The organism is Pseudoselenomonas caprae, from assembly GCF_008271345.1.
Classification (GTDB): Bacteria; Bacillota; Negativicutes; order Selenomonadales; family Selenomonadaceae; genus Selenomonas_A; species Selenomonas_A caprae.
Genome location: NZ_VTOZ01000031.1, coordinates 1 through 21,058, shown reverse-complemented (window position 1 = coordinate 21,058; position 21,058 = coordinate 1). Strand labels below are relative to the sequence as shown.

Annotated in this window: 17 protein-coding genes; 2 read left to right on the top strand and 15 right to left on the bottom strand. The window is 52.7% G+C overall.

Annotation, left to right across the window (positions count from 1 at the left end):
- Positions 1 to 59: 59 nt before the first annotated feature.
- The 9 genes from FZ041_RS12285 to FZ041_RS12245 all read right to left on the bottom strand — a co-directional run bounded on the left by FZ041_RS12285 (position 60) and on the right by FZ041_RS12245 (position 11,413).
- On the bottom strand, positions 60 to 1,064 hold the full coding sequence (locus tag FZ041_RS12285) for a virulence RhuM family protein (protein WP_149189768.1): 1,005 nt from the start codon (positions 1,062 to 1,064) through the stop codon (positions 60 to 62).
- Positions 1,064 to 2,380, bottom strand: coding sequence for a restriction endonuclease subunit S (locus tag FZ041_RS12280; protein ID WP_149189767.1), 1,317 nt, complete (start codon positions 2,378 to 2,380; stop codon positions 1,064 to 1,066). The genes FZ041_RS12285 and FZ041_RS12280 overlap by 1 nt, the downstream gene beginning before the upstream one ends.
- Entirely contained in the window at positions 2,380 to 4,167 is a 1,788-nt protein-coding gene (locus FZ041_RS12275) for a type I restriction-modification system subunit M (protein WP_149189766.1), read from the bottom strand. The genes FZ041_RS12280 and FZ041_RS12275 overlap by 1 nt, the downstream gene beginning before the upstream one ends.
- A 169-nt stretch (positions 4,168 to 4,336) precedes the next feature.
- Complete coding sequence (locus FZ041_RS12270) at positions 4,337 to 5,572, bottom strand: phenylacetate--CoA ligase family protein (protein WP_075430050.1); 1,236 nt, start codon at positions 5,570 to 5,572, stop codon at positions 4,337 to 4,339.
- Positions 5,573 to 5,597: 25 nt separating this feature from the next.
- The gene (locus FZ041_RS12265) at positions 5,598 to 6,170 is read right to left on the bottom strand and encodes an indolepyruvate oxidoreductase subunit beta (RefSeq protein ID WP_149189765.1); all 573 of its coding nucleotides are present in this window, start codon (positions 6,168 to 6,170) and stop codon (positions 5,598 to 5,600) included.
- Positions 6,167 to 7,984: an indolepyruvate ferredoxin oxidoreductase subunit alpha gene (iorA, locus tag FZ041_RS12260; protein WP_149189764.1), complete on the bottom strand. Its 1,818-nt coding sequence runs from the start codon at positions 7,982 to 7,984 to the stop codon at positions 6,167 to 6,169. Before iorA ends, FZ041_RS12265 begins: the two co-directional genes overlap by 4 nt.
- Positions 7,985 to 8,137: 153 nt before the next feature.
- Complete coding sequence (manA, locus tag FZ041_RS12255) at positions 8,138 to 9,103, bottom strand: mannose-6-phosphate isomerase, class I (RefSeq protein ID WP_149189763.1); 966 nt, start codon at positions 9,101 to 9,103, stop codon at positions 8,138 to 8,140.
- Between the two features lie 46 nt (positions 9,104 to 9,149).
- Positions 9,150 to 10,736, bottom strand: a complete 1,587-nt coding sequence (locus tag FZ041_RS14865) for a sensor histidine kinase (RefSeq protein ID WP_255449399.1) — start codon at positions 10,734 to 10,736, stop codon at positions 9,150 to 9,152.
- Complete coding sequence (locus FZ041_RS12245) at positions 10,733 to 11,413, bottom strand: response regulator transcription factor (RefSeq protein WP_149189762.1); 681 nt, start codon at positions 11,411 to 11,413, stop codon at positions 10,733 to 10,735. The genes FZ041_RS14865 and FZ041_RS12245 overlap by 4 nt, the downstream gene beginning before the upstream one ends.
- Before the next feature lie 148 nt (positions 11,414 to 11,561).
- Between FZ041_RS12245 and FZ041_RS12240 the strand changes: the two genes are divergently transcribed.
- Positions 11,562 to 11,765: a hypothetical protein gene (locus FZ041_RS12240; RefSeq protein ID WP_149189761.1), complete on the top strand. Its 204-nt coding sequence runs from the start codon at positions 11,562 to 11,564 to the stop codon at positions 11,763 to 11,765.
- A 108-nt stretch (positions 11,766 to 11,873) separates the two neighbouring features.
- Positions 11,874 to 12,818, top strand: a complete 945-nt coding sequence (locus tag FZ041_RS12235) for a DUF6033 family protein (protein ID WP_149189760.1) — start codon at positions 11,874 to 11,876, stop codon at positions 12,816 to 12,818.
- A gap of 66 nt (positions 12,819 to 12,884) precedes the next feature.
- Here the strand turns inward: FZ041_RS12235 and FZ041_RS12230 are convergent, their stop codons facing one another.
- From FZ041_RS12230 to FZ041_RS12205, 6 genes are all read right to left on the bottom strand, one after another.
- Positions 12,885 to 13,691, bottom strand: a complete 807-nt coding sequence (locus FZ041_RS12230; protein ID WP_075444214.1) for a hypothetical protein — start codon at positions 13,689 to 13,691, stop codon at positions 12,885 to 12,887.
- A gap of 130 nt (positions 13,692 to 13,821) precedes the next feature.
- Positions 13,822 to 14,025: a protein kinase gene (locus FZ041_RS12225; RefSeq protein WP_075430033.1), complete on the bottom strand. Its 204-nt coding sequence runs from the start codon at positions 14,023 to 14,025 to the stop codon at positions 13,822 to 13,824.
- 100 nt (positions 14,026 to 14,125) lie between these two features.
- Complete coding sequence (gene recD2 / locus FZ041_RS12220; RefSeq protein WP_149189759.1) at positions 14,126 to 16,342, bottom strand: SF1B family DNA helicase RecD2; 2,217 nt, start codon at positions 16,340 to 16,342, stop codon at positions 14,126 to 14,128.
- A gap of 18 nt (positions 16,343 to 16,360) precedes the next feature.
- Positions 16,361 to 18,331 (bottom strand): ABC-F family ATP-binding cassette domain-containing protein, encoded by a 1,971-nt coding sequence (locus tag FZ041_RS12215; protein ID WP_149189758.1) that lies wholly within the window; start codon positions 18,329 to 18,331, stop codon positions 16,361 to 16,363.
- Positions 18,332 to 18,408: 77 nt separating this feature from the next.
- On the bottom strand, positions 18,409 to 19,728 hold the full coding sequence (locus FZ041_RS12210) for an LCP family protein (protein WP_075444227.1): 1,320 nt from the start codon (positions 19,726 to 19,728) through the stop codon (positions 18,409 to 18,411).
- A 103-nt stretch (positions 19,729 to 19,831) separates the two neighbouring features.
- The gene (locus FZ041_RS12205) at positions 19,832 to 20,974 is read right to left on the bottom strand and encodes an HD-GYP domain-containing protein (protein WP_149189757.1); all 1,143 of its coding nucleotides are present in this window, start codon (positions 20,972 to 20,974) and stop codon (positions 19,832 to 19,834) included.
- Positions 20,975 to 21,058 lie beyond the last annotated feature (84 nt).

The following is a 21,058-nucleotide window of genomic DNA, read 5'->3' as shown; positions in this document are numbered from 1 at the left end:
CATCACCTACTTAACCTGTTTTTTCATGTTGTCCTTTTCATAAAGACATTATCGCTGTTTTAATTGTCCGCTTCCTGCATCAGCCTGTCAAAGTCGCTGACATAGTGCTTATCCTGCAAGACACGATATTGCTCAAATTCGCTTTCGGCAAAAGCTTTGGCAATGGCTGCTGACACCTTTCCCTTGTCATGGAGGATTTCTGCATCATTGAATTGCAGAAAAGCATCCAATTTGCTGGCCCAGTCAGCCATGGTCATGGGGATATGGCGGCGGGCCTGACGAGTGGCGTAGTCCAGATACATGGTGACAATCTCGTTAAGCTCTTGCATTTCTTCTTTAGCCAGATAATTCTTGGCGATTGACACGTCAGCCTTGACGATTTTTCCATCTGGGGCGTTTTTCCAAGATGTCAGCCCCATGTGTTCCTTCTTGTGGTCGGCCCTGTCCATGATGAGCTCTGCCGCTGTACTGCCGTGAACGGCATAGTGCATCTTATTCTGCACGGTAGCAAAAAAATCCTTGGTTGTCTTGCTGTCCAGCGTATAGTCCACCGCCGTGGCGTAGATATCTGTGATTTTCTGATAAAATCGCCGCTCACTGGCGCGAATCTCCTGAATCTCGGAAATCAGGTGATCAAAATAGTCTTCGTCAAAAATCTGACCATTGATAAGACGGTTCTTGTCCAACACATATCCCTGCTTGGCAAAGGTGTCCAGCACCTTGGTAGCCCACTGGCGGAATTGGATAGCCCGCTGGGAGTTTACTTTGTAACCAACGGCGATAATGGCTGACAAAGAGTAGAACTTATACTGATAGGTTTTGCCATTATCAGCAACTTGTGCAAATTTTGCACAAGTTGAACTCTCATCCTGTTCCCCATCCGTATAGATTTTCTTCAAGTGCTTGGCAACAACGCTACGGTCAATGTCAAACAGCTCTCCCATGGCTTTCTGTGTCAGCCATACATCGCCGTCTTGCACACGCACCTCGATAGAGCCTGCGCCGCTGTCTTTGGTGAAAACGAGAAAATCTACTGTGCTATTACGAATATTAGCCTTGCCCATTATGCCACCACCTTCCGCTTGCCGGTAACTACTTCGTAGATAAGGGACTTTTTGTAGGCTTCGAGATTATCGATGATATCTTCTTTTTCTTCAATAACATTGTCTATTGTAGAGCATTTATTTTCAAGATATTCAGCGATTAAGCTTTGTTCATTTTTAGGTGGTAATAATACTGGTGCTCCTTTTAATAAATCTTGTCCTAGGCTTGCACGTATAACAAGATTCATTTCTTTTACAAAATATGCCCTTAAATGCTTACTTCTGAAATAATACTTTGCAAATTTGGTATCAAGCTTGTTATTGAATGGACGAACCCTAATCAAAAAACCAGCAAATGTAGCGTTTTGAATGGTCTTTTCACAAACAGCAGAAAAACCTATTTCTTCTTTCGTTTCAGAAGTTCTGGTAAAGAAAATGTCGCCTGCTTGTACAGAGTACCGTTCTCTATCCTCATCTGAGGATTCAACCAATCCGGATACTTCATGTGGTAATTCATAATTTTTATAGACATCACCATAACTTACGAACGGATATCCACTACCAAAGGAATCGCCACTAGTACTAATACCATTTTGAGGTAATCCTATATGCCTTAATTTACAAACCATCCAATGTTCTGGTACATTTCCAATAAACTCATACTCACTATCCTTCATCTCGACATTCTTATCTAAGCCCTTAGTAACAGCTTCATAGATAACCGCCTGCTTCAGTTCCTTGTATTCCTCAATACTGGCTTTAGCTTCAGCAATGATAGCATCTATCTTGGAACAACGGTCATCGAGATAATTGGCAATTATCTCTTGTTCTTTATACGAAGGAAATGCAATATTTTGATGGAGTATGTCATGTGATGATACTCTTAATCTGATTTCAAGGATGCCATTTGCGTATTGCCTTAGATTTTTTTGAAACGATTCCATTTGAAACAAATAGTTTATATATCTAATATCTGTATCATTTTTTGATTTGTAAACATAGTATACGGGACTAACACAACCTTCGTATTTAGATAGACCAACTGAGCCAATGAGGATATTCATGCTATTTGCAACTATCGTATTAGGATAAACCACTTTATAATCTTCAAAGGAAGTTTTTGCTTTGTTACCTTGATTTCCTCTTTCAGAATACGGAATAACACCATCTGTATTAGTCAAAGATAATATATTGGTTGTAATTATAGGTTCATTTTTTTGATTGATTTCTTCGAGTACTGAATATAAGGGTATAGTCGCCCAATGGTTAGGCATTTTGCTAGCCCATACAATACCGCTATCTTTCATTTCCCTTTCATCACGCAGTATAGCCTTCATTATGCTTCCTCCCCAAACAGTTCATGGAGTTTAGCCATCAAGCTTTTTTCGTGTGCTTCGATGCGCTTAGCAATTACATCAGCAGGCTCTATCTGCTTGTATTCATAGAAAGTACGGGTAAAGGGAATCTCATATCCCACCTTAGTCTTTTTCTTGTCAATCCACGCATCGGGATTATAGGGGAGTACCTCCCGTTCAAAGTAGGCATCGATATCTTCATCCAAGGGGACGTTTTCCGTATCGCGTTTCTTGGCGTCAGCCACGGGCTTGTTTTTCTTGAGAACTTTATCGCCGTTTTCATCCAGCTGCGGAGATTCCACCGTAATCTTGTTGTAGCCAAGGGTTACGGCGTCCAGCACTTTGCTTTTGACAGTAATATCGTTGCCGTTCTCGTCCGTGTCCTTGAAGGTGCCATCCGTGTAATCTCCATAGAGTTTGACGATAAGGTCACGACAGGCACCTGTTATATCCACCCGCTTGTTGCCGATGTTCTTGCGGCGGCTGGTGTAGCACTGGCTGGCATCGATGAGCTGTACTTTGCCAGCGCGTTCCTCGGGCTTGTCCTTGGTAACAATCCATACATAGGTCGCAATCCCCGTGTTATAGAACGAATCATTCGGCAGCTGTACAATGGCATCCAGCCAGTCATTTTCAATGAGATAGCGGCGGATTTCGGACTGACCAGAGCCAGCGTCACCCGTGAACAGCGAAGAACCATTCTGAATGATAGCCATGCGACCGGTGTCTTTCAGTTTGGCTACACCATTCAGCATAAAGAGCATCTGACCATCCGATTTTGATGGCAGCCCTGGGGCGAATCGTCCATTAGCGCCCTTCTTATGCTCCGCAGTAACTTCCTTCTCCTCGCGTTTCCAAGGAATGCCAAAAGGCGGATTTGAAATGATATAGTCGAACTCATAGCCCGTGAATTTATCATCGGAGAGGGTATCCCCGAACTGCATATTATCGGGATCGCCGCCACGAATCAGCATATCGGCTTTGGCAATACCGAAGGTGAAGGGATTGAACTCCTGTCCAAACACGTTGATGTCGGCATCTGCATCCAACGCTTTCAAACGTTCTTCCATACAGGTAAGCATCTGACTGGTGCCCATGGTCATATCGTAGACGGTCTTGGAGATACCATCCTCTTCAAAGGCATTCTTATCGCCAGCCACCAGCAGGTCACACATCAGATAGATGATGTCGCGGCTGGTGAAATGTGCTCCGGCTTCTTCATTGTAGGACTCGGAAAAGCGCTGAACGAGATTCTCGAAAATGTAGCCCATATCGACGGCAGCCACATTTTCGGGGGAGAAATCGGCTTTATCGGAATTGAAGTCCGAGATGACCTGGTAAAGCAGACCGCCTTCCACCATACGATTAATCTGCGCCTGAAAATCCATGCGGGCAAGGATATCCTGTACGTTATCTGAGAAGCCATTCAGATAGGCTTTGAAATTGTCTTCGATATTTTCTGGGTCAGCAACCAGTGTCTTGAACGTGAATTTGCTAGTATTATAGAACTGATATCCGGAAGCCTTCTTCAGAAAGCCATCCTTAACAGCCAGCTCCTTGACTTTTGCATAAGTTTCCAGAACCTTCTCCTGCGTCGGCAGCAGGCAGTCATGAAAACGCTTGATGACCGCCATCGGCAAAACTACTAAGCCATATTCATGCGGTTTGAAGGCTCCTACGAGGTCATCAGCTACCGACCATACCAGTGCTGCTTTTTCCTGGATATTCTTACCAACCTGCGAAATCATCTCATTGCTATTCTCTGCCATTTTTATCCCCCTGCTATGGAAAAATTATATAATCTCACAAGATTTATGCACATGCAAGAATCCCGTTGACGATTCGTTTTCCACGCCACTCGCCAACGGGATTTGTTTTCCGATTATCTTGATGTATTCATTATACGACCGCTATTCTTGACATGTCAACCAATTCGTATCAGTCAAAACGCTCGTCAATCACGCGCTTGGTTTTCTTTTCGCTGCGCGGCAGCAGGCCGAGTTCGACGACTTTGACGATTGGCGTGAAGCCGATGCGGCTCTTGACTTTCTGCGCGACCTTTTCGGCCATCTGCTGGAAGTTGACCGAGCCATTCGTCTCGATGTAGATACGCATGGTATCCTTACCGTCGAGATGGGAGATACGGATCTGGTATTCACTCGACAGCTCGGGGAAGGTATGCAGGATTTCCTCAATCTGTTTCGGGAATACATTGACGCCCTTGATCTTAACCATGTCATCGCTGCGGCCGACCAGCGTATCGATGCGCGGGAAACGGCTGCCGCAGGGGCAATCCCCTGGCACGATGCGCGAAATGTCATGGGTGCGGAAACGGATCAACGGTGCGCCCTCCTTGACCAGGGTCGTGATGACAATCTCGCCATATTCGCCATCAGGCACATTCTCGCCAGTCTCGGGGTCGATGATTTCCAGGTAGATGAAATCGTCCCAATAATGCATGCCCGTATTATGCGCGCAGCTGATGCCGATGCCCGGCCCGTAGATTTCCGTCAGACCATAGATATCGTAAAGCTCGATGCCGAGTTCGCCCGCAATGCGCTCACGCATCTTCGCGCTCCAGCGCTCGGAGCCGATGACGCCCTTCTTCAGATGGATCTTGTCCTTGATGCCGCGCTTTTCGATTTCCTCGGCCAGCAGCAAAGCATACGACGAGGTTGCCGTGAGCACCGTACTCTTCATATCCATCATGAACTGCAGCTGCTTGTCAGTATTGCCCGGACCCATGGGCACGACCATGGCACCCAGTTTCTCGGCACCATTCTGGAACCCGATGCCCGCTGTCCAGAGTCCATAGCCCGGCGTTATCTGGATGCGATCTTTGTTCGTGATGCCGGCAAATTCATAGCAGCGCTTGAACATCTCAGCCCAATCGTCGACGTCCTTGGCCGTATAGGGAATGATTACCGGCGTGCCTGTCGTGCCCGAAGATGAATGGATGCGGACAATCTGGCGCTCCGGCACAGCCATGAGCCCCAGCGGATAGGCATCGCGCAGATCCTGCTTTTCCGAAAAGGGCAGGTTCAGGAAATCTTCCTTCGTCTCGACCTTTTCGATGCCGGCCTCACGCAGGCGCTGTCCATAGAAGTTGTTTGCCTCCAGCAGGCGCTCAACCTGCCGGTTTACCATATTGAGCTGCTGTTCATTGATCTGCATAGGTTCTACTCCTCCATTATCGATATTAGCGGGCAAAGGCCAGCGCCTTTTCATTGAGCGCATGGAATCTTTCCGGAACGCGCTCGTGGATGGCTGCGAGTATATCCTGTTCGGATAGCCCCAGAGCGCCGCTGCGCACCGCTGCTCCGAGCAGCACGACATTGAGCACCTTCATCGAGCCGAGCTCCCTTGCCGCCGCGTCGCTGTCCACCACCGTCAGCCTGTCGACCTTATGACGCAAGTAGTCCATAATGCCTTCCACATCATAAGCCGCATCGCCGATCATGGCACTGACGGGCAGGATGGGATGGCTGCTGACGACAACACTGCCGCCCTCCTTGAGGAAAGGCATCTGCCGTACGGCCTCAGCCGGTTCAAAAGCAATGATGAGGTCGGCTCTTTTCTTGCCGATGAGCGGCGAGCCCTCGCCGGCTCCGAGCCGCAGATGGCTGAACACGCTGCCACCACGCTGAGCCATGCCGATGGTCTCGGCTGTCTTGACGGGGATATTCTTTTTCATGGCCGCGGCGGCAATCAGCTTTGACGCGAGAATCGTCCCCTGACCGCCGACGCCGCAGAGAATGATGTCTGTACTCATAATTGCTCGCCTCCTGCTATGGCTCCGACCGGGCAGATGCTCTCGCAAAGCGTGCAGCCTGTGCAGAGCGTCTCATCGATGAAGGCCTTGCCTTCCCGCATGATCAGTGCTGGGCATCCCAGTGAACGGATGCATTTCTGACAGCCGATGCACGTCTCGGCATTGACCTGTGAACGTGCCGCTGGTTTGGCCAGCACGACGCAGGGCGACTTGAAGATGATGGCCTTGACACCTGGCTCTGCCGCCACGCGCTTGACCGTTGCCACAGCTTCGGCGTGGTCGAGGGGATTTACGGTCTCCACCACCGAAAGGCCAATGGCACGCAATACCTTTTCGATGCTTACGGCCTGCACGACCTCGCCGCGGATTGTCCTGCCTGTACCCGGATGCGGCTGATGACCGGTCATGGCCGTCGTTGAGTTATCGAGTACGACCAGCGTCATATCGGCCTGATTGTAGAACGCGTTGACTGTTCCCGTGATGCCGGCGGCAAAGAAGGTCGAGTCGCCGACAAAGGCAAAGCATTTCGTCTGCGGGTCCATATGGTAGACGCCCTGTGCGATATTGATGCCGGCGCCCATGCACAGGCAGGTATCGCACATGTCCAGCGGGGCCGCATTGCCCAGTGTATAGCAGCCGATGTCGCCGCAGTAGATGGTCTTCTGCCCGCGCATGGCCTCTTTTACGGCCACGAAGGAAGCGCGGTGCGGACAGCCTGCACAGAGTACCGGCGGCCGTACCGGAAGCGCAGGTGTTTTTTCTGCCGGCTCCTCCGGCTGCGGCTGGCCCAGGAATGCGCTTATCGCCCGGCCGACGGATTCGACCGTATTTTCGCCAGCCGTCTGGACATCGCCGGTCAGCTTGCCGCGGATCACCGTCGACAGATGGTATTTGCCGCAGACGGTCAGCAGGGCCCGTTCGATGACGGGGTCGAGCTCCTCGATGCAGAGGACTTCATCAAGCCCCTGCAGGAACCGGACTGCAAGCTCCTCGGGAAAGGGGAACGGAGTCGCTACATGCAGCACGGGGAGATGATCATCCTGTGCCAGGTTGTCACGCGTGTACATGCTGCTGACCCCATGCGTCGCAATGCCCTTGCGCAGCTTGCCCTGCTGTCCTGCGCCCGGCAGTATCTTATTGCGCGGATATTCCGAAAGCACCTTGCTGAGCTCAGCATTGCGTGCCTCGATGGCCGCATGGCTGCGCACCGAAAGTTTCGGGAAGATGACCCATTTGGAGGAATCCTTGACAAAGCCCTCGTAGTCATGCTGCTCATATTCGGCCTCATCCCTGACCTCGATGGCCTCATAGGCATGATCGATGCGCGTTGTCGGGCGCAGGAATACCGGCGTGTGATATTTTTCCGAGAAGGCAAAGCCCTCCTGCACCATCGCATAAGCCTCAGCCACCGTTGACGGGTCAAATACGGGTACCTTGGAAAACATGCCGAAGGTCCGCGTATCCTGCTCCGTCTGCGAAGAAATCGGCCCCGGGTCATCGGCAACGACAATGACCAGACCGCCTTTGACACCGATATATTCAAGGCTCATCAAAGGATCGGCCGCCACGTTGAGTCCTACCTGTTTCATCGTTACCAGGGCGCGGGCGCCGCTATACGCTGCACCGGCAGCCACTTCGAGCCCTGCCTTTTCGTTGATTGACCATTCCACATGGATATCCGCCGAACCGCGCTTGGCAATGGTCTCAAGAATCTCTGTCGAGGGTGTCCCCGGATAGCCTGCCGCCAGATTGACACCTGCCGCCAGTGCACCCAGGGCAATCGCCTCGTTGCCCATCAGGAATTCGCTATGCATGATTGACTCTCTCCTAAATTTTTTCTATTCTTCATACATTACCGTAAACATTGTCCTCTCTGATTGTAACATTGTAAAGAAACTATGTCAAAAAAAGACGACAGACAAATAAAAAATGCTATCCTTTCCCTCGGAAAGAATAGCATCTGTCGTTTATAATTTGCTCAGGATGAACTCAGCCTGGCCGGTCAGCGTATAATCGCCCAGCCCCGCTGGCAGGAAGACGGTCTCGCCCTTGGCCAATGCCAGCTCATGCGCACCAGCCGAAAGCTTCAAGCTGCCCGTCAGCACCGTGAGGCTCTGGAAGGACTCCTCGCCTGCCGTAAGCTTGCAGGACGTGGCCACCGTTCCATGGTAGGCCGTGAAATACTCGCATTGCGCCAGCAGCTTGAGGCTGACGCCAGGAATCACATCAAGGCAGGCCAACGGCTCGGTACCGCGCACAGGCGGCGCCAGCTTTGTCACCGCCAGGGCCTTATTGACATGGAGCTCACGCGGCTTGCCGTCCTTGCCGACGCGGCCGTAATCATAGATACGATAGGTCGTGTTCGAGCTCTGCTGGATCTCACAGATCAATATACCCTCACCGATTGCATGCAATGTGCCCGCATCGATGAAGAACACATCCCCCTTATGGACGGGAACGCGATTGCAGACTTCGAGCAGCGTGTTGTCAGCAATGCGGCGCCGGAATTCTTCCTGCGTGATTTCGTGCTTGAAGCCATAGAGCAGGCTGGCTCCCGGCTCGCAGTCGACGATATACCACATCTCGGTCTTGCCGTACTCCCCCTCAACGCGCAGCGCATATTCGTTATCGGGATGCACCTGCACCGACAGGTTCCCCTTGGCATCAATGAGCTTGATGAGCAGCGGGAAATACGGGAATGCTGCGGCCTTCGTGCCGAGCACGTCCTCGCCCTGCTCCGCCAGCCAGGCCGCCAGCGTCTTGCCAGCTGCCTCGCCATTGACGATGAGGCTCTGCCCATCCTTGTGGCACGAAAGTTCCCAGCTTTCGGCTACCTTATCCAATGATGTCTTCTTGCCATATTCATCCTTAAGACGCGTACCGCCCCAGAGATAATCCTTGAGTGGGGCCTCCAGTTTCAACGGGTAAATCATTCCAGCAACCTTCCCTTCTTTGTCTCTTGTCCACACACAACGTATATTATAGCGTTTCTGCCAGCAGCCGTCCACTCAAGATAAACCTTGTGCCAACGCCCTGCTCACTTGTACACGCAATGGCGATTCCATGACGATCGGCGATTTCCCGGGCAATCGCCAGCCCCATACCAGTTCCCTGGGCATTATTTTCGCGGCGTGCATGGAAACGATCGAAGATATATGGTAAATCCGCCGCTGCAATCCCACAGCCATGATCTTCCACCGTCACCTGCCAGCTGTCCAGCTCACGCTGGCCACGAATTTCGACAGTCTGTCCCGCAGCCGAAAACTTCACCGCATTGTCGAGCAAGATTACCACCAGCTGACGCAACCGCCCATAGTCCCCAGCCACAGGCAAGGATTCCGATAGTTTCACTGTCACTTCCACTGCTTTTGCAGCAGCTACCGGCTGGATGCTGCCAGCTGCTTCCTGTATAGCTTCCCGGAAATCCAGCGGTGTCATCTCCATCGTAAAGCCTGGATTCTGCAAGCGGGAAAGTTCCAGCAAATCGCCCACCAGACGCTCCAAGACCGACAGATTCTCCATCATCTGGTGGAGGTATTTGCCGCGTTCCGCTTCGTGCGTTACCAGCCCCGACACCAATAATTCCGCTGTACCGCGCAGCACCGTAAGCGGTGTGCGCAGCTCATGGGAAATTGCCGAAAGGAAATCCTGCCGCTGCTGCGTCAACTGCTCACGCTCCTGCCGTGCCGCCTCCAGCCGCCCGCCGAGCCTGTCGATATCGCCAGCCAGCATGCCGATCTCATCCTGCTGGCTGATGCCCGTGCGCTCATCATACCGCGCCTGCGCAAACGAACGCGCCACAGCCTGCATCCGGTATAATGGCGCAATGAACCTGCGCGTCAAGAGCAGCGCCAGGATGCCCGCCAGCAACAGCCCCAGCAGCACAGAAATCACCAGCAGGCGCAGCCCCTCGCTCAACGTCTGCCGCATTTCCTGCAACGGCCGATGGATCAGCACGGCGCCGATCACCGCGCCGTCCTCTCCCCAAAGGGGCGCCCCCACTGTCAGGGACGGCGTGTCTATGAGTGCACCGAAATCACGGCTGACGGCCGTTCTGCCAGCCAGCACTTGCTGCAGGATCTCCGACACGGCTGGCGGCAGTTCACCATCCTCGCGGCCCGTATTCTCCCCGTAGGCGTAGATGGTGTGGTTCTTGGCAGCCACGAGCCATACCTTGCCCTGCATCATCTGATCCAGCTGCCAAAGGAATTGCCCAGCCTGATTCGCCGCGGCTGGCGCGGTGGCGCTCACGCCGTACTGCTGACGGCACCAGCCATGCTGCGCACGTCCAGACCCCATATGGCGCATCATATGATGCGGACTGCGGGATGCTGGCGCTATGGCCGCATTTTCATCCGCTACTCCCTCAGCCAGCAGCTGCTGGCTGCCGGCCAGGGAGGGAATAGCCGCTGCCAGCGTCTCAGCGCGCTGCCGGAGCTCCTGCTCATACACCTGCTGGCTGTAACGCGTGAACAGCCAGGAAAATACCGCACCACAAAGAAGGGCAAACAACAGCAGTGTCAACGAGAAATACGCCAGCAAGCGTTTGGTCAAGCGATGTTTCATGCCATGACCTCCCACCGGTAGCCGCGCCCCCACACCGTGCCGATGGCACAGCCTGCCAGGCCTGCTTGCTCCAGCTTCGCCCGCAGCCGGCGTATATGCGTATCGACAGTACGTGTATCTCCCGTGTAGTCCATGCCCCAGATCTTGTCGAGCAGCTTGTCCCGGGAAAACAACTGCCCGGGATTCGCCGTAAACAGCAACAAAAGATCGGCCTCCTTATGCGTGAGGCGCACAGTTTTCCCGGCCACCAGCACCCTGCCGGATTCTTCTTGAAACACCAGATTGCCGTATTGACGCCCCTGCCCCGCATCGCCGCTGCGGGACAAGCGCCGCAGTATCGCCTTGACGCGTGCCATGACCTCTGCAGCTGAAAAGGGTTTGACCACGTAATCATCGGCACCGATCTCCAGCCCCATGATGCGGTCATAATCCTCCCCACGCGCCGTGATCATGATGATGGGCACATCCGAACAGGCCCGGACCTTCCGGCAGACAGCAAAGCCGTCAAGCTTTGGCATCATGACATCGAGCAGGATCAGATCGATATCCTCCGTGCAGAACAACTGCCAGGCCTGCTCCCCATCTGCAGCCATCACGGTCTCATAGCCAGCTGCCCGGGCAAAATTATCCAATATATCGCGAATCGCTTCGTTATCGTCTGCCAGCAATAGTTTCATTTCTCTCCCTCCTGACAATCCTAGTCTAGCAGAAAAGCCCCGTCCTGTCGTGCCGCAAAAAATTTTTTTCTTGTAACAGTTTTGTCACAACTGCCTGCTATACTGGACACAGAAAAGAAAACACAAACATTTACAGGAGGAATTCCCTATGAAAAAGAAAATCATCGCCCTGCTCACTGGTGCCCTGCTCATGCTGGCAGTGCCAGCATTTGCTGCCGACAGCGATCCAGCCCCCGCGGATAATGGCTGGGGCTGCTGGCGCAACAACACCCACTGCCCGTATGGCCCGGAAGACAATCGCGGCGATTCCTACTGCGGTGGCGGCCAGCGCGGCTGGCACCATCGCCAGTGACACACCACCATTTTCTGCTTAACCTCCAGGCCCGATCATCCGATATATAGATGAGGGAATTTGGCTCTCAACGAAACGGATTTCAATGGCCAAGAAAAGGAGGACATCATGGCTAACACCATCCATCACGCAGGCCACCATCCCCGGCTGGAGAATGCCGGCCCGGCCAGCAAAAAGCGTCCTGCTGCGGGGGCTGACCGCCGTCAGGACATCATCCGTGCTTCTCTGGGTGCTGACAAGGATTTCTCCCTGTCCCTTTCGGATACGGCCTTGTCCCATGCCGCCCGGCGGCCGCAGGCAGATACCGCCGCAGCCTCGGGGCAGCAGGGCGTCCGCCCGGAGGAGGAGCAGCTTTCCGCCAAGGCCAAAGATTACCTGGCCAAGCTGCGGGAACAATACGGCGACTACGACTTCATCATCGCCGATGACGTGCAGAATCCACTCGACGTCACTGGCCCCAGCAACAAGAAATACTTCGTTGTCCTGTCCAGCGAGGAAATCGAGCGCATGGCAGACGACAAGGACTTTGCGCAGGAAGTGATGGGCAAGGTCGAATCCGCCATCGGCACGCTGAACAAGGTCCAGGAACAAGGACTGCTCGGCGAGGGAGTGCGCTTCAGCCGCTTGGCGATTTCCTTTGATGCTGACGGCAACACAAAGCTGTTCGCTGAACTTGAGCGCATGAGTGAAGAGCAGCAGCAGCGTCTCGAAAAAGCCAAGGCCAAGCGCGCCGAGGAGAAAAAAGCCGCCGCCAAAGAGCCCCGGCCACCACTCCCCGATGATGCAGGCCTGCGTAACGCCATCAAAAACAGACGGCCGCCACATCATCCGCCGTTGGAATCCATCCTGCGGCTGCTGCAACAAGAGGAGACTAAGCCCGCCGCTCAGGCCGAGGGCCAAGCCGGGCAGCAGAAGCCTCATGGCAGGCACCATCATCCAGTCCACCACACACCAAAATCCTCTGCCACACCACCACCTGCCACCCAGACGGTGCGCATTGAAGCCGGCTCGGTAGAGGAACTGCTCGACAAAGCACAGCAGATTGAATGGTAACTATATAGAAAGAAAAAACTCTGGTGCAGAACACATTGCACCAGAGTTTTTTTTGCTGAAATAGCTTCAACGAACTTCTGTGACGACACCATCCTTCGTATAAACGTAGATGGATTTGCCATTATGATGGAAGACATACTGTTTGATGCTGCCTTCTTTTGTCTCGCTCGCATTGATACGATCCGGCTTGCCCATCGCTGCCGTAACCTTTTCTTCGGAATCGCCTGGACGCAGGTTACCGTATTTTCCCTCTTCCAGCGATTTCTTATGTTTTTCCGCATTCTGCGCATCGGAAGCAGCCTGCTTTTTCGCTTCATTCTCCATGCCGATAATCAGCCGTTTGAACGGGATAATCTTATCAGCCAATGCACCATTATAATTATCGGGCAAATCAGCTGCCAGCTGCTGTAATGTCTTGTTTTCCAAAACATTGAGATTCGTCATATGGCCATCGTATGTGCTGACTTCACGCATGGCCTTTGCATAAGTCTTCAGTACAGCTGCATCGGGGCAATCCACTGCCATCTTTTCCGCTACACTATCACTGTCGAAATCGTGCAGGAGATTCAGCGCATAATCGATTTTCTTTTGATCTGGCTTCGAGAATGAAATGTCACGCAGGATATCTTCAGCCTGCTGATATTTCTTTAGCAGTGCGGTTTTATACTCGGAATCCAGTTCCTCGCTATACTCCGAAACCACCTGCGCCTTCATCTCATGAAAGCCATTGATGCCGCCGACAACTGCGGCTACGATTCCCATCATGACAGCCAGCAAAGCCAGCGGATAACGGCGACGCTTGAAAAAAATCCCGCCCACCGCAAATATGAGCAAAGGGCAAGCTAGAAATAATACAATCGTTATAAAAGACATAACACCCTCCTCGTCCACATACAGATATTTTTATTCTACCACCACTATGCAAACAGGTAAATGGGACTAATGGGCATAAAAATACCAGCTACTGCCAAGGCAGTAACTGGTATTTAGCAAAACCAATCGATTAGTCTTTGATTGCAGCCAGGACTTCCGATGCAGACAGGTTATTCTCTGCCATGTAAGCCGTCAGCTCCTGATAATCCTCTTTAGCTTTCTTTTCCTTCACATCAGCAAGCTGTGCTTTGAGTTTTTTGAGCTCATCCTGCTTCTTGGCGATTTTCTCCTCGAGAACCGAAATCTTCTCATCATAGTTTGCTTTTCTTGCCATTTTGACTTCTCCTTTTATCTCGAATCAATCGATTTATTTTATAACATAGATTGTAGCAAATAATCCATGATTCTGCAAGATTATTCTTGCCCAATATCATTTATTGATTCTCCAGCTGTTGGCTCAATCGCTCCGCCAGCAACGTATACCGCCTGCGCATCCGATCGTTTTCAACGGCAGTTGTCAGTGCCGCCTTGCTACCAAGCAAAATGACCTGCCGTTTAGCACGCGTTACCGCCGTATACAAAAGATTTCGTTGCAGCATGATGCGATGACTGGGCGTCAATGGCAGTATGATGACCGGATACTCACTGCCCTGGCTTTTATGGACACTCATCGCATATGCCAGCATGAGCTCATTGAGCTCACTTTTCTCGTAATCAACGACGAGTTCCTCGGAAAATTGTACCGTAATATGACTCGGTTCCACGGCGGCAATAAAACCGATATCGCCATTAAATACACCTTTGGTATAATTGTTTTTTGTCTGCATGACTTTATCGCCCAAGCGAAAAATCTGCACACTGTTGACAAATTCAGCCTTGGATGCTGCCTTTGGGTTCAGCGCTTCCTGCAAAAGTTTATTGAGATTCGCTACGCCACATTCCTGCCGATGCATCGGCGATAACACCTGCACATCCGTCAATGGATTGAACCCTGCTTTCGGCAAAGTTTCAGCACATAAGGCCACAATAGTCTTGGCCGTCACTTCATCATTCGGCGTTTCAATGAATTGGAAATCACCAGTCATCCCGCAGGACGGCAGGCGCCCCGCATTGATGGCATGCGCATTGAGCACGATGGTGCTCTCCCCGCCTTGGCGGAATACCTCACTGAGGCAGACACTCGGTATGACCCCTGCCCGCAGGATATCCTTGAGCACCGAGCCAGGGCCGACGGCTGGCAGCTGATCCACATCACCGACGAGGATCACATGGCAGCCATCCGGGACCGCCTCAAGGAAATGCTGCATGAGCACGATATCCATCATCGATACCTCATCGAGGATGATGGCATCAGCCTCCAGCTGCTCATCCGAATCCTTGGCAAACATCGAACCGCCATCTTCTGCCCGGCCGCCCTGCGCCTCAAGCATGCGATGCACAGTCATCGTCCGGCGTCCCGTAGCATCGGCCAGCCGTTTTGCTGCCCGCCCCGTAGGCGCGCCGAGCAGGATGTTGAGCCCCGCCAGTTCCAGCATGTCGAGCATGCCACGCACGACCGTCGTTTTACCGGTACCAGGGCCACCGGTCAGCACGAAAATGCCATGCGTAAGCACCGCTGCCATCGCCTCCCGCTGGCCCTTGGCAAGATCAAGCCCGGTCATCGTCTCCCATTCCTCAACGAGCTTGGCTGGGTTGGCGATAGAAAGCGGCTCTGCATACTTCTGCAAGTAAAGTAATTTTCGCGCGACCTTCTTCTCCGCCCGGTAAAGATACGGCGGGTAGATCAGCGTCTCTGCACCGACATATTCGACGGCCAGCCGCTGAAGCTCCAACTGTTTCTTGAGCACCCGGCGCACCGTTTCCGGCTCCACCTGCAGGAGCTTGGACGCTTTGCCCACCAATGGCTCCTCGGGAATACAGCAGTGCCCGTTGAGCGAGATCTGCTGCAAGGCATAGTCGATACCAGCAGCCACACGCCCCTCATCATCGCGCGTCATCCCGAGGCTGGCGGCAATGGCATCAGCCGTCGCAAAACCGATGCCCTCGACTTCCTGTGCCAGCTGATAGGGATGGCTTTCAAGCATATCGATGGCAAAGGAACTATATTGCTTGTAGATACGCGCTGCCAAAGCACCTGATACCCCATGACTCTCCAGCCAGAGCATGATTTCACGCAGCTCGGACTGGCTGTTGTAAGAAGCCGCGATCTTTTCTGCCGTTTTGCGTCCAATGCCCTCTACCAGCTCCAGCTGATGCGGCTTCTGCTCGATGATGGCAAGCGTGTCTGCGCCAAACTTGGCTACGATACGCCTTGCCATCGCCGGGCCTACTCCATCAATGACACCTGAGCCCAGGAAGCGTTCGATGCCCTCGATACTTGTCGGTGACTCCAGCCGCATGCTCACAGCCTTGAACTGCTGCCCGAACCGCGGATGGACAATCCAGCTGCCCTTCAGGTGGATCTGCTGCCCGACCAGCGGCGGCTCCGCATTCACCGTCACATTGATGCGGCTGTTCTGATGTGCCGGCCGCAAGCGGAATACCGAAAACTGGCCATTGTCACTCGCAAAGATCACGCTGTCTACGAGGCCCTCGATTTCCTCTTCTGCTTGCAGCCCCAGCGTCGTCTGCTGATATTCAGAATTTGCCATAGACGGCCTCTCCTTTCTTCACGCTTCGGTAAGACGCTCCCACTTTTCATAGCGCTGAACGATTTCCTCTTCCTTGGCCGCATATGCCTCAGCGATTTTCTGGCTCTTCACGGGATCTGCCTGCACCGCAGGATCGTTCATCTGATACTCCAGGCCCTTGAGCTCTGCCTCAGCCATGGCGATCTCAGCCTCAGCGCGCTGGATCATCTCCGTACGCTTGGCCTCACTCATGCTCTGGATGCGGCCAAGTTCAGCCTGTGCCTTCGCCTTGTTGTCCTCAGCTGCCTGCCCGGCCAGCTCGCCTGTCTTTCTTGCCGCCTTGGCCTGCTTTTCCTTTTCACGGGCCGCCTTGATTTTCTGGGCTTTTTCCTCCTCCAGCCGTGCCTCTTCGGCCTCCGCGGCAGCCAGCTCCTTCTTCATCAGATAGTAGCTGTAATTGCCCATATACTCGGTCAGCTGGCCATTCTCAAGTTCCAGCGTGCAATTGGCGACCTTATCGAGGAAATAACGGTCATGCGATACGGCCAGGAACGTCCCCGGATAAGCCATGAGCGCTTCCTCGACGGCCTCGCGGGCCGGGATGTCCAGATGGTTGGTCGGCTCATCAAGCACGAGGAAGTTCGCCCCTGTCAGCATGAGCTTGAGAAAAGCCACCCGCGACTGCTCACCGCCAGAAAGATCGCCGATGCGGCGCAGGACTTCATCGCCATGGAACAGGAAGGCACCGAGATACTTACGCGCCTGCTCCTCATCGATGCCATACTCGTACATGATCTCATCCAGCACAGTGCTTTCCATATGCAGGCCCTCGTGCTGCTGGGAGAAATAGCCGATCTTGACGCGGCTGCCGATTTTCACGCGGCCAGCAGCTGCTTCGATCTCACCGACCAGCACGCGCAGCAGCGTCGTCTTGCCCGCACCATTCGGGCCGACAAGTGCCACGCCATCCCCTTTGCGGATCAGCAGCGAGATATTGCGGAAAATATCATGCGCGCCAAAGGAAAACGCCACATCCTCCAGCTCGGCCACACGCTGCGCACACTCTGGCGGCGTATTGAGCGCAAAATAATTGAAGGACGCCTCTTCCGGTGGCAATACAATGCGTTCCAGGCGATTGAGCTGGCTTTGACGGCCGCGCGCCTGTTTGGACTTGATGCCAGCCTTGTACTTGCGGATATATTCTTCGGTCTTCCTGATATGCTCCTGCTGCTTTTCATAAGCCGATTGCAGCGCTGCCCGGCGCTGCGTTTTGACCTTCATGAAATACGTGTAATTACCCTCGTAACTCGTTACCGTCTTATTCTCAAGCTCAATGATCCGCGTCGCTACCTTATCGAGGAAATAACGGTCATGCGAGATAATCAGCACGCCCCCTTTATAGCTCTTCAAAAAACCTTCGAGCCACTCAATCATATGGATATCGAGATGGTTGGTCGGCTCATCGAGGAACAGGAAATCCGGTTCACGCAGTAGTGCCTTCGCCAGGCAGATACGCGTCTTCTGCCCTCCCGAGAAATGCTGCACGTCCTTGGCGAACTCCGCCTCCGTAAAACCAAGACCAAAGGCGATGCGCCGGATGCGGCTCTCATAATCATAGCCTTCGAGGCGCTCAAACTGCTCGACCACCTTGCTGTAAGCCTTCATCGTCTCTTCATCATGATCTACGGCGATCTTTTTCTCTAATGCCCGCTTGCGCTCGCCGAGTTCGATGATATCATCAAAGGCCCGGCGGAACTCATCATAGAGTGTCCCCTCGCCAAAATCTGCCTGCTGCTCGACATAGCCGATTGTATCGGCACTATCAAGCTGTATCGTGCCGCCATCTGACTCTTCCTGCCCCATGAGCATCTTCATCAGCGTCGTCTTGCCCGCACCATTCGCGCCAACAAAACCCACGCGGTCACCGCGTCCTACCTCAAAATTCACATCATGAAACAACTCATCGATGCCAAAGGCCTTCTTCAGTCCCATGACTTTCAATATACCCAAAATCCACTCACCTCATCGAGAAATACGAATATCAGTTCTGCTATAATAAAGCCTTCCCCGAAAGGGGAAGGTTTATACTATTTACGATAATCCAAGCCGATATGGACAACAGCCTGATTCGAGCTGCCGCCATCCATGATCACACATTTGAACGGCATGCCATAGAAGACATCGGTATTGCGCGTCGACGTCGTGATCGTCGTCTGCTGCCGCGAACTCGTCTTGCCCGTCTCGACGCCTGAGATGATAAAGCCCTTGCGCTGCAAGATGCCCGCCACCTCAGCACCAGCACCGTTGATGCCGCTGTCGTTGATGACCATGACCGAAATCTGGTTCGGCTTCATCGCTTGCTGTTCTTTCTTCTGCTCACCAGCCTCGGAGACCTCCTCGACCTTGCCCGTTGCGTTCTGCGACTTGGCAAGGATCTGCATGTCCTTCGGCAGGCTCTTCATGTATTCATCCTCATCGGCCTGCGCCTTAGCCTTTTCCTCAGCCGTGGCCTCAATGCCCAGCTCATCCATGATCAGCTGCCGCAGATCCGTGATATCGGGAATCCAATAGCTGACATCCTGCAGATAGGCCGGCTGGCCGGGAACCATCTGCGCCGACAAGCCATTATCATGGATGGCCTTCATCTGCTTGGCAAAGCTCAAAAGCTCCGGAACCGACATATCTGTCGTGATTGCCGAGCTTACCTCCTCGATGAACTTCGGCAGCCGCGGCAGCATCTCAGCCGAAATCAGCTTTGCCAGGCACGCCTTGACGAACTTCTGCTGGCGGCCGATGCGGCCAATATCGCCTTCCCCATCACGATAGCGGACATACTGGATGGCCTTCTTGCCATCCATATGCTGCTCTCCCGGATAGAGATCAATGACAAGACCGCCATTATCATCCCAGGGATCTTCATAGTGCATGCGCTTTTCTACATCGATATCCACGCCCCCCATCGCATCAATGATGCGCTCAAAGGCCGTCGTGTTGATGATGATGTAGTGATCGATCTTGACGCCAAGCAACGATTCTACCGATTTCTGCGACATCTTATGCCCGCCATAGGCATAGGCATGATTAATCTTCTCATAGCCATGGCCATCAATCGGCACCCGCGTATCACGCGGCACCGAAAGCAGTGCCGCCTTGCCTTTGTCTTCATCGAGTGCCGTGACCATCATCGTATCACTGCGCCCCACATCATCCTTGCGGCTATCGACACCAAGTATCATGACATGGACAATATCATTTTTTGCTGATGCCCCCAGGATTCCTCCCGAGCTGCCACCCTGCTGGCTGCGGCCCAGCGAAAACCCCGCTACCGCTACCATTATCGCCAGCAGGAACATTCCCACCAGCCGCAAACGCTTAAAACTGCGTTTCTTTTTGCGTTTCTGCCGCATTAAATCGCGCTCCTTAGCCAATAATTCAACTCACTAAGTATAACAAAAAACGGCCTTCTCCGCAAACAGAAAAGGCCACAGACAACACGCTGGCGGCGAAGTCTCAATCCGCCAAAAAAACCGAAGGATCGATGTTGATTTCATGGATGAAATGACGCAATTCATTATCCGACAAGACGATCTCAATCGCCTTTTCCCCTGCCGGATCTTTTGACAAATAAATCGTATGGGGAATCGACAGGATATTGCCATCAGGATCAGCAAACAGGATGATTGTCGGCATCTCCGTCTGCCCAAAAAGACAGTCCTTGACAATACCATATCCGTAAATCGTTTTCAGTATCGTACCGACAGGATAGATCGACACATTGTTGAAAAACAGCTTGAGTAGATCCTCATCAAATTGCCCTTTCATGACACGGGTCATGATTGTATAAGCCACATGTGACGTATATGCTTTCTTGTAAGGACGCTCACTTGTCAAAGCATCATATACATCCGCAATGGCCACGATCTTGGCATAGCGATGGATCTGCTCACCTGCCAATCCACGCGGGTATCCCCGTCCATCAACATGCTCATGATGCTCAGCAGCAATTGCCGCCAAAACACTCGGCGACGGAAGCATGCGCTCCATATGCATGATCCGGGCAGCACCATCCAGCGGATGCTGCTGCATCATGGAAAACTCAGCCTCCGTAAGGTGCGTCGTCTTTGTCAGGATAGCCGGCGGGACATTGATCTTCCCCAGATCATGGAGCAGCGCTCCCAAGGTCAACAGCAGCAGATCCTTCTTGGAATAATGGCAAAGCATCCCGAGCATTGCCGATAGGATTGCTACATTGACACTATGCGAAAAGGTATACGTGTCGTGCAGACGGATATCGGTAAGCTGGACAAGATTTTCCTTGCGGTCAATGATGTCAAAGATGATTTTCTCGGATACAGCCTGCATGGCATCCACATCAAGCTCGCCAGTCTTCTCCACGCTCTGGAAGGTCTCATATACCTCTTTGATGGCATTGATACGTGTCTTCTCCTGCACCACATCTTCCGGCGGCATCAGCTGGAAATTAGGGTTCAGCGAAGTGACCGTAACCGTCGGGATCCCGATCTTCTTGAGCTGGTCAATGTACTCGAGGGTTATCGGCTGCCCCTTGACCAGATAACTGGCTCCATGCTTGTTGTATATACTTTGCGCAATAATCATGCCCTGCTTGAGCTTCCTGATTGGCAGGCGTATCATTGCTCATCCCATCCCTTCATCCAAAACTGTACAACTATACACCACAATATCTATATCATATCTTATTTCGCAGGATTTGCAAAG

Excerpts from the sequence above, each read along its gene's own strand:
- FZ041_RS12270 (WP_075430050.1), bottom strand. The coding sequence starts at position 5,572 with ATGCAGATCAATGAACAGCAGCTCAATATGGTAAACCGGCAGGTTGAG.
- FZ041_RS12285 (WP_149189768.1), bottom strand. The coding sequence starts at position 1,064 with ATGGGCAAGGCTAATATTCGTAATAGCACAGTAGATTTTCTCGTTTTC.
- FZ041_RS12225 (WP_075430033.1), bottom strand. The coding sequence starts at position 14,025 with ATGGCAAGAAAAGCAAACTATGATGAGAAGATTTCGGTTCTCGAGGAG.
- FZ041_RS12280 (WP_149189767.1), bottom strand. The coding sequence starts at position 2,380 with ATGAAGGCTATACTGCGTGATGAAAGGGAAATGAAAGATAGCGGTATT.
- FZ041_RS14865 (WP_255449399.1), bottom strand. The coding sequence starts at position 10,736 with ATGAAACATCGCTTGACCAAACGCTTGCTGGCGTATTTCTCGTTGACA.
- recD2 (WP_149189759.1), bottom strand. The coding sequence starts at position 16,342 with ATGGCAAATTCTGAATATCAGCAGACGACGCTGGGGCTGCAAGCAGAA.
- manA (WP_149189763.1), bottom strand. The coding sequence starts at position 9,103 with ATGATTTACCCGTTGAAACTGGAGGCCCCACTCAAGGATTATCTCTGG.
- FZ041_RS12210 (WP_075444227.1), bottom strand. The coding sequence starts at position 19,728 with ATGCGGCAGAAACGCAAAAAGAAACGCAGTTTTAAGCGTTTGCGGCTG.
- FZ041_RS12235 (WP_149189760.1), top strand. The coding sequence starts at position 11,874 with ATGGCTAACACCATCCATCACGCAGGCCACCATCCCCGGCTGGAGAAT.
- FZ041_RS12275 (WP_149189766.1), bottom strand. The coding sequence starts at position 4,167 with ATGGCAGAGAATAGCAATGAGATGATTTCGCAGGTTGGTAAGAATATC.
- FZ041_RS12205 (WP_149189757.1), bottom strand. The coding sequence starts at position 20,974 with ATGATACGCCTGCCAATCAGGAAGCTCAAGCAGGGCATGATTATTGCG.
- FZ041_RS12245 (WP_149189762.1), bottom strand. The coding sequence starts at position 11,413 with ATGAAACTATTGCTGGCAGACGATAACGAAGCGATTCGCGATATATTG.
- FZ041_RS12240 (WP_149189761.1), top strand. The coding sequence starts at position 11,562 with ATGAAAAAGAAAATCATCGCCCTGCTCACTGGTGCCCTGCTCATGCTG.
- FZ041_RS12230 (WP_075444214.1), bottom strand. The coding sequence starts at position 13,691 with ATGTCTTTTATAACGATTGTATTATTTCTAGCTTGCCCTTTGCTCATA.
- FZ041_RS12265 (WP_149189765.1), bottom strand. The coding sequence starts at position 6,170 with ATGAGTACAGACATCATTCTCTGCGGCGTCGGCGGTCAGGGGACGATT.
- iorA (WP_149189764.1), bottom strand. The coding sequence starts at position 7,984 with ATGCATAGCGAATTCCTGATGGGCAACGAGGCGATTGCCCTGGGTGCA.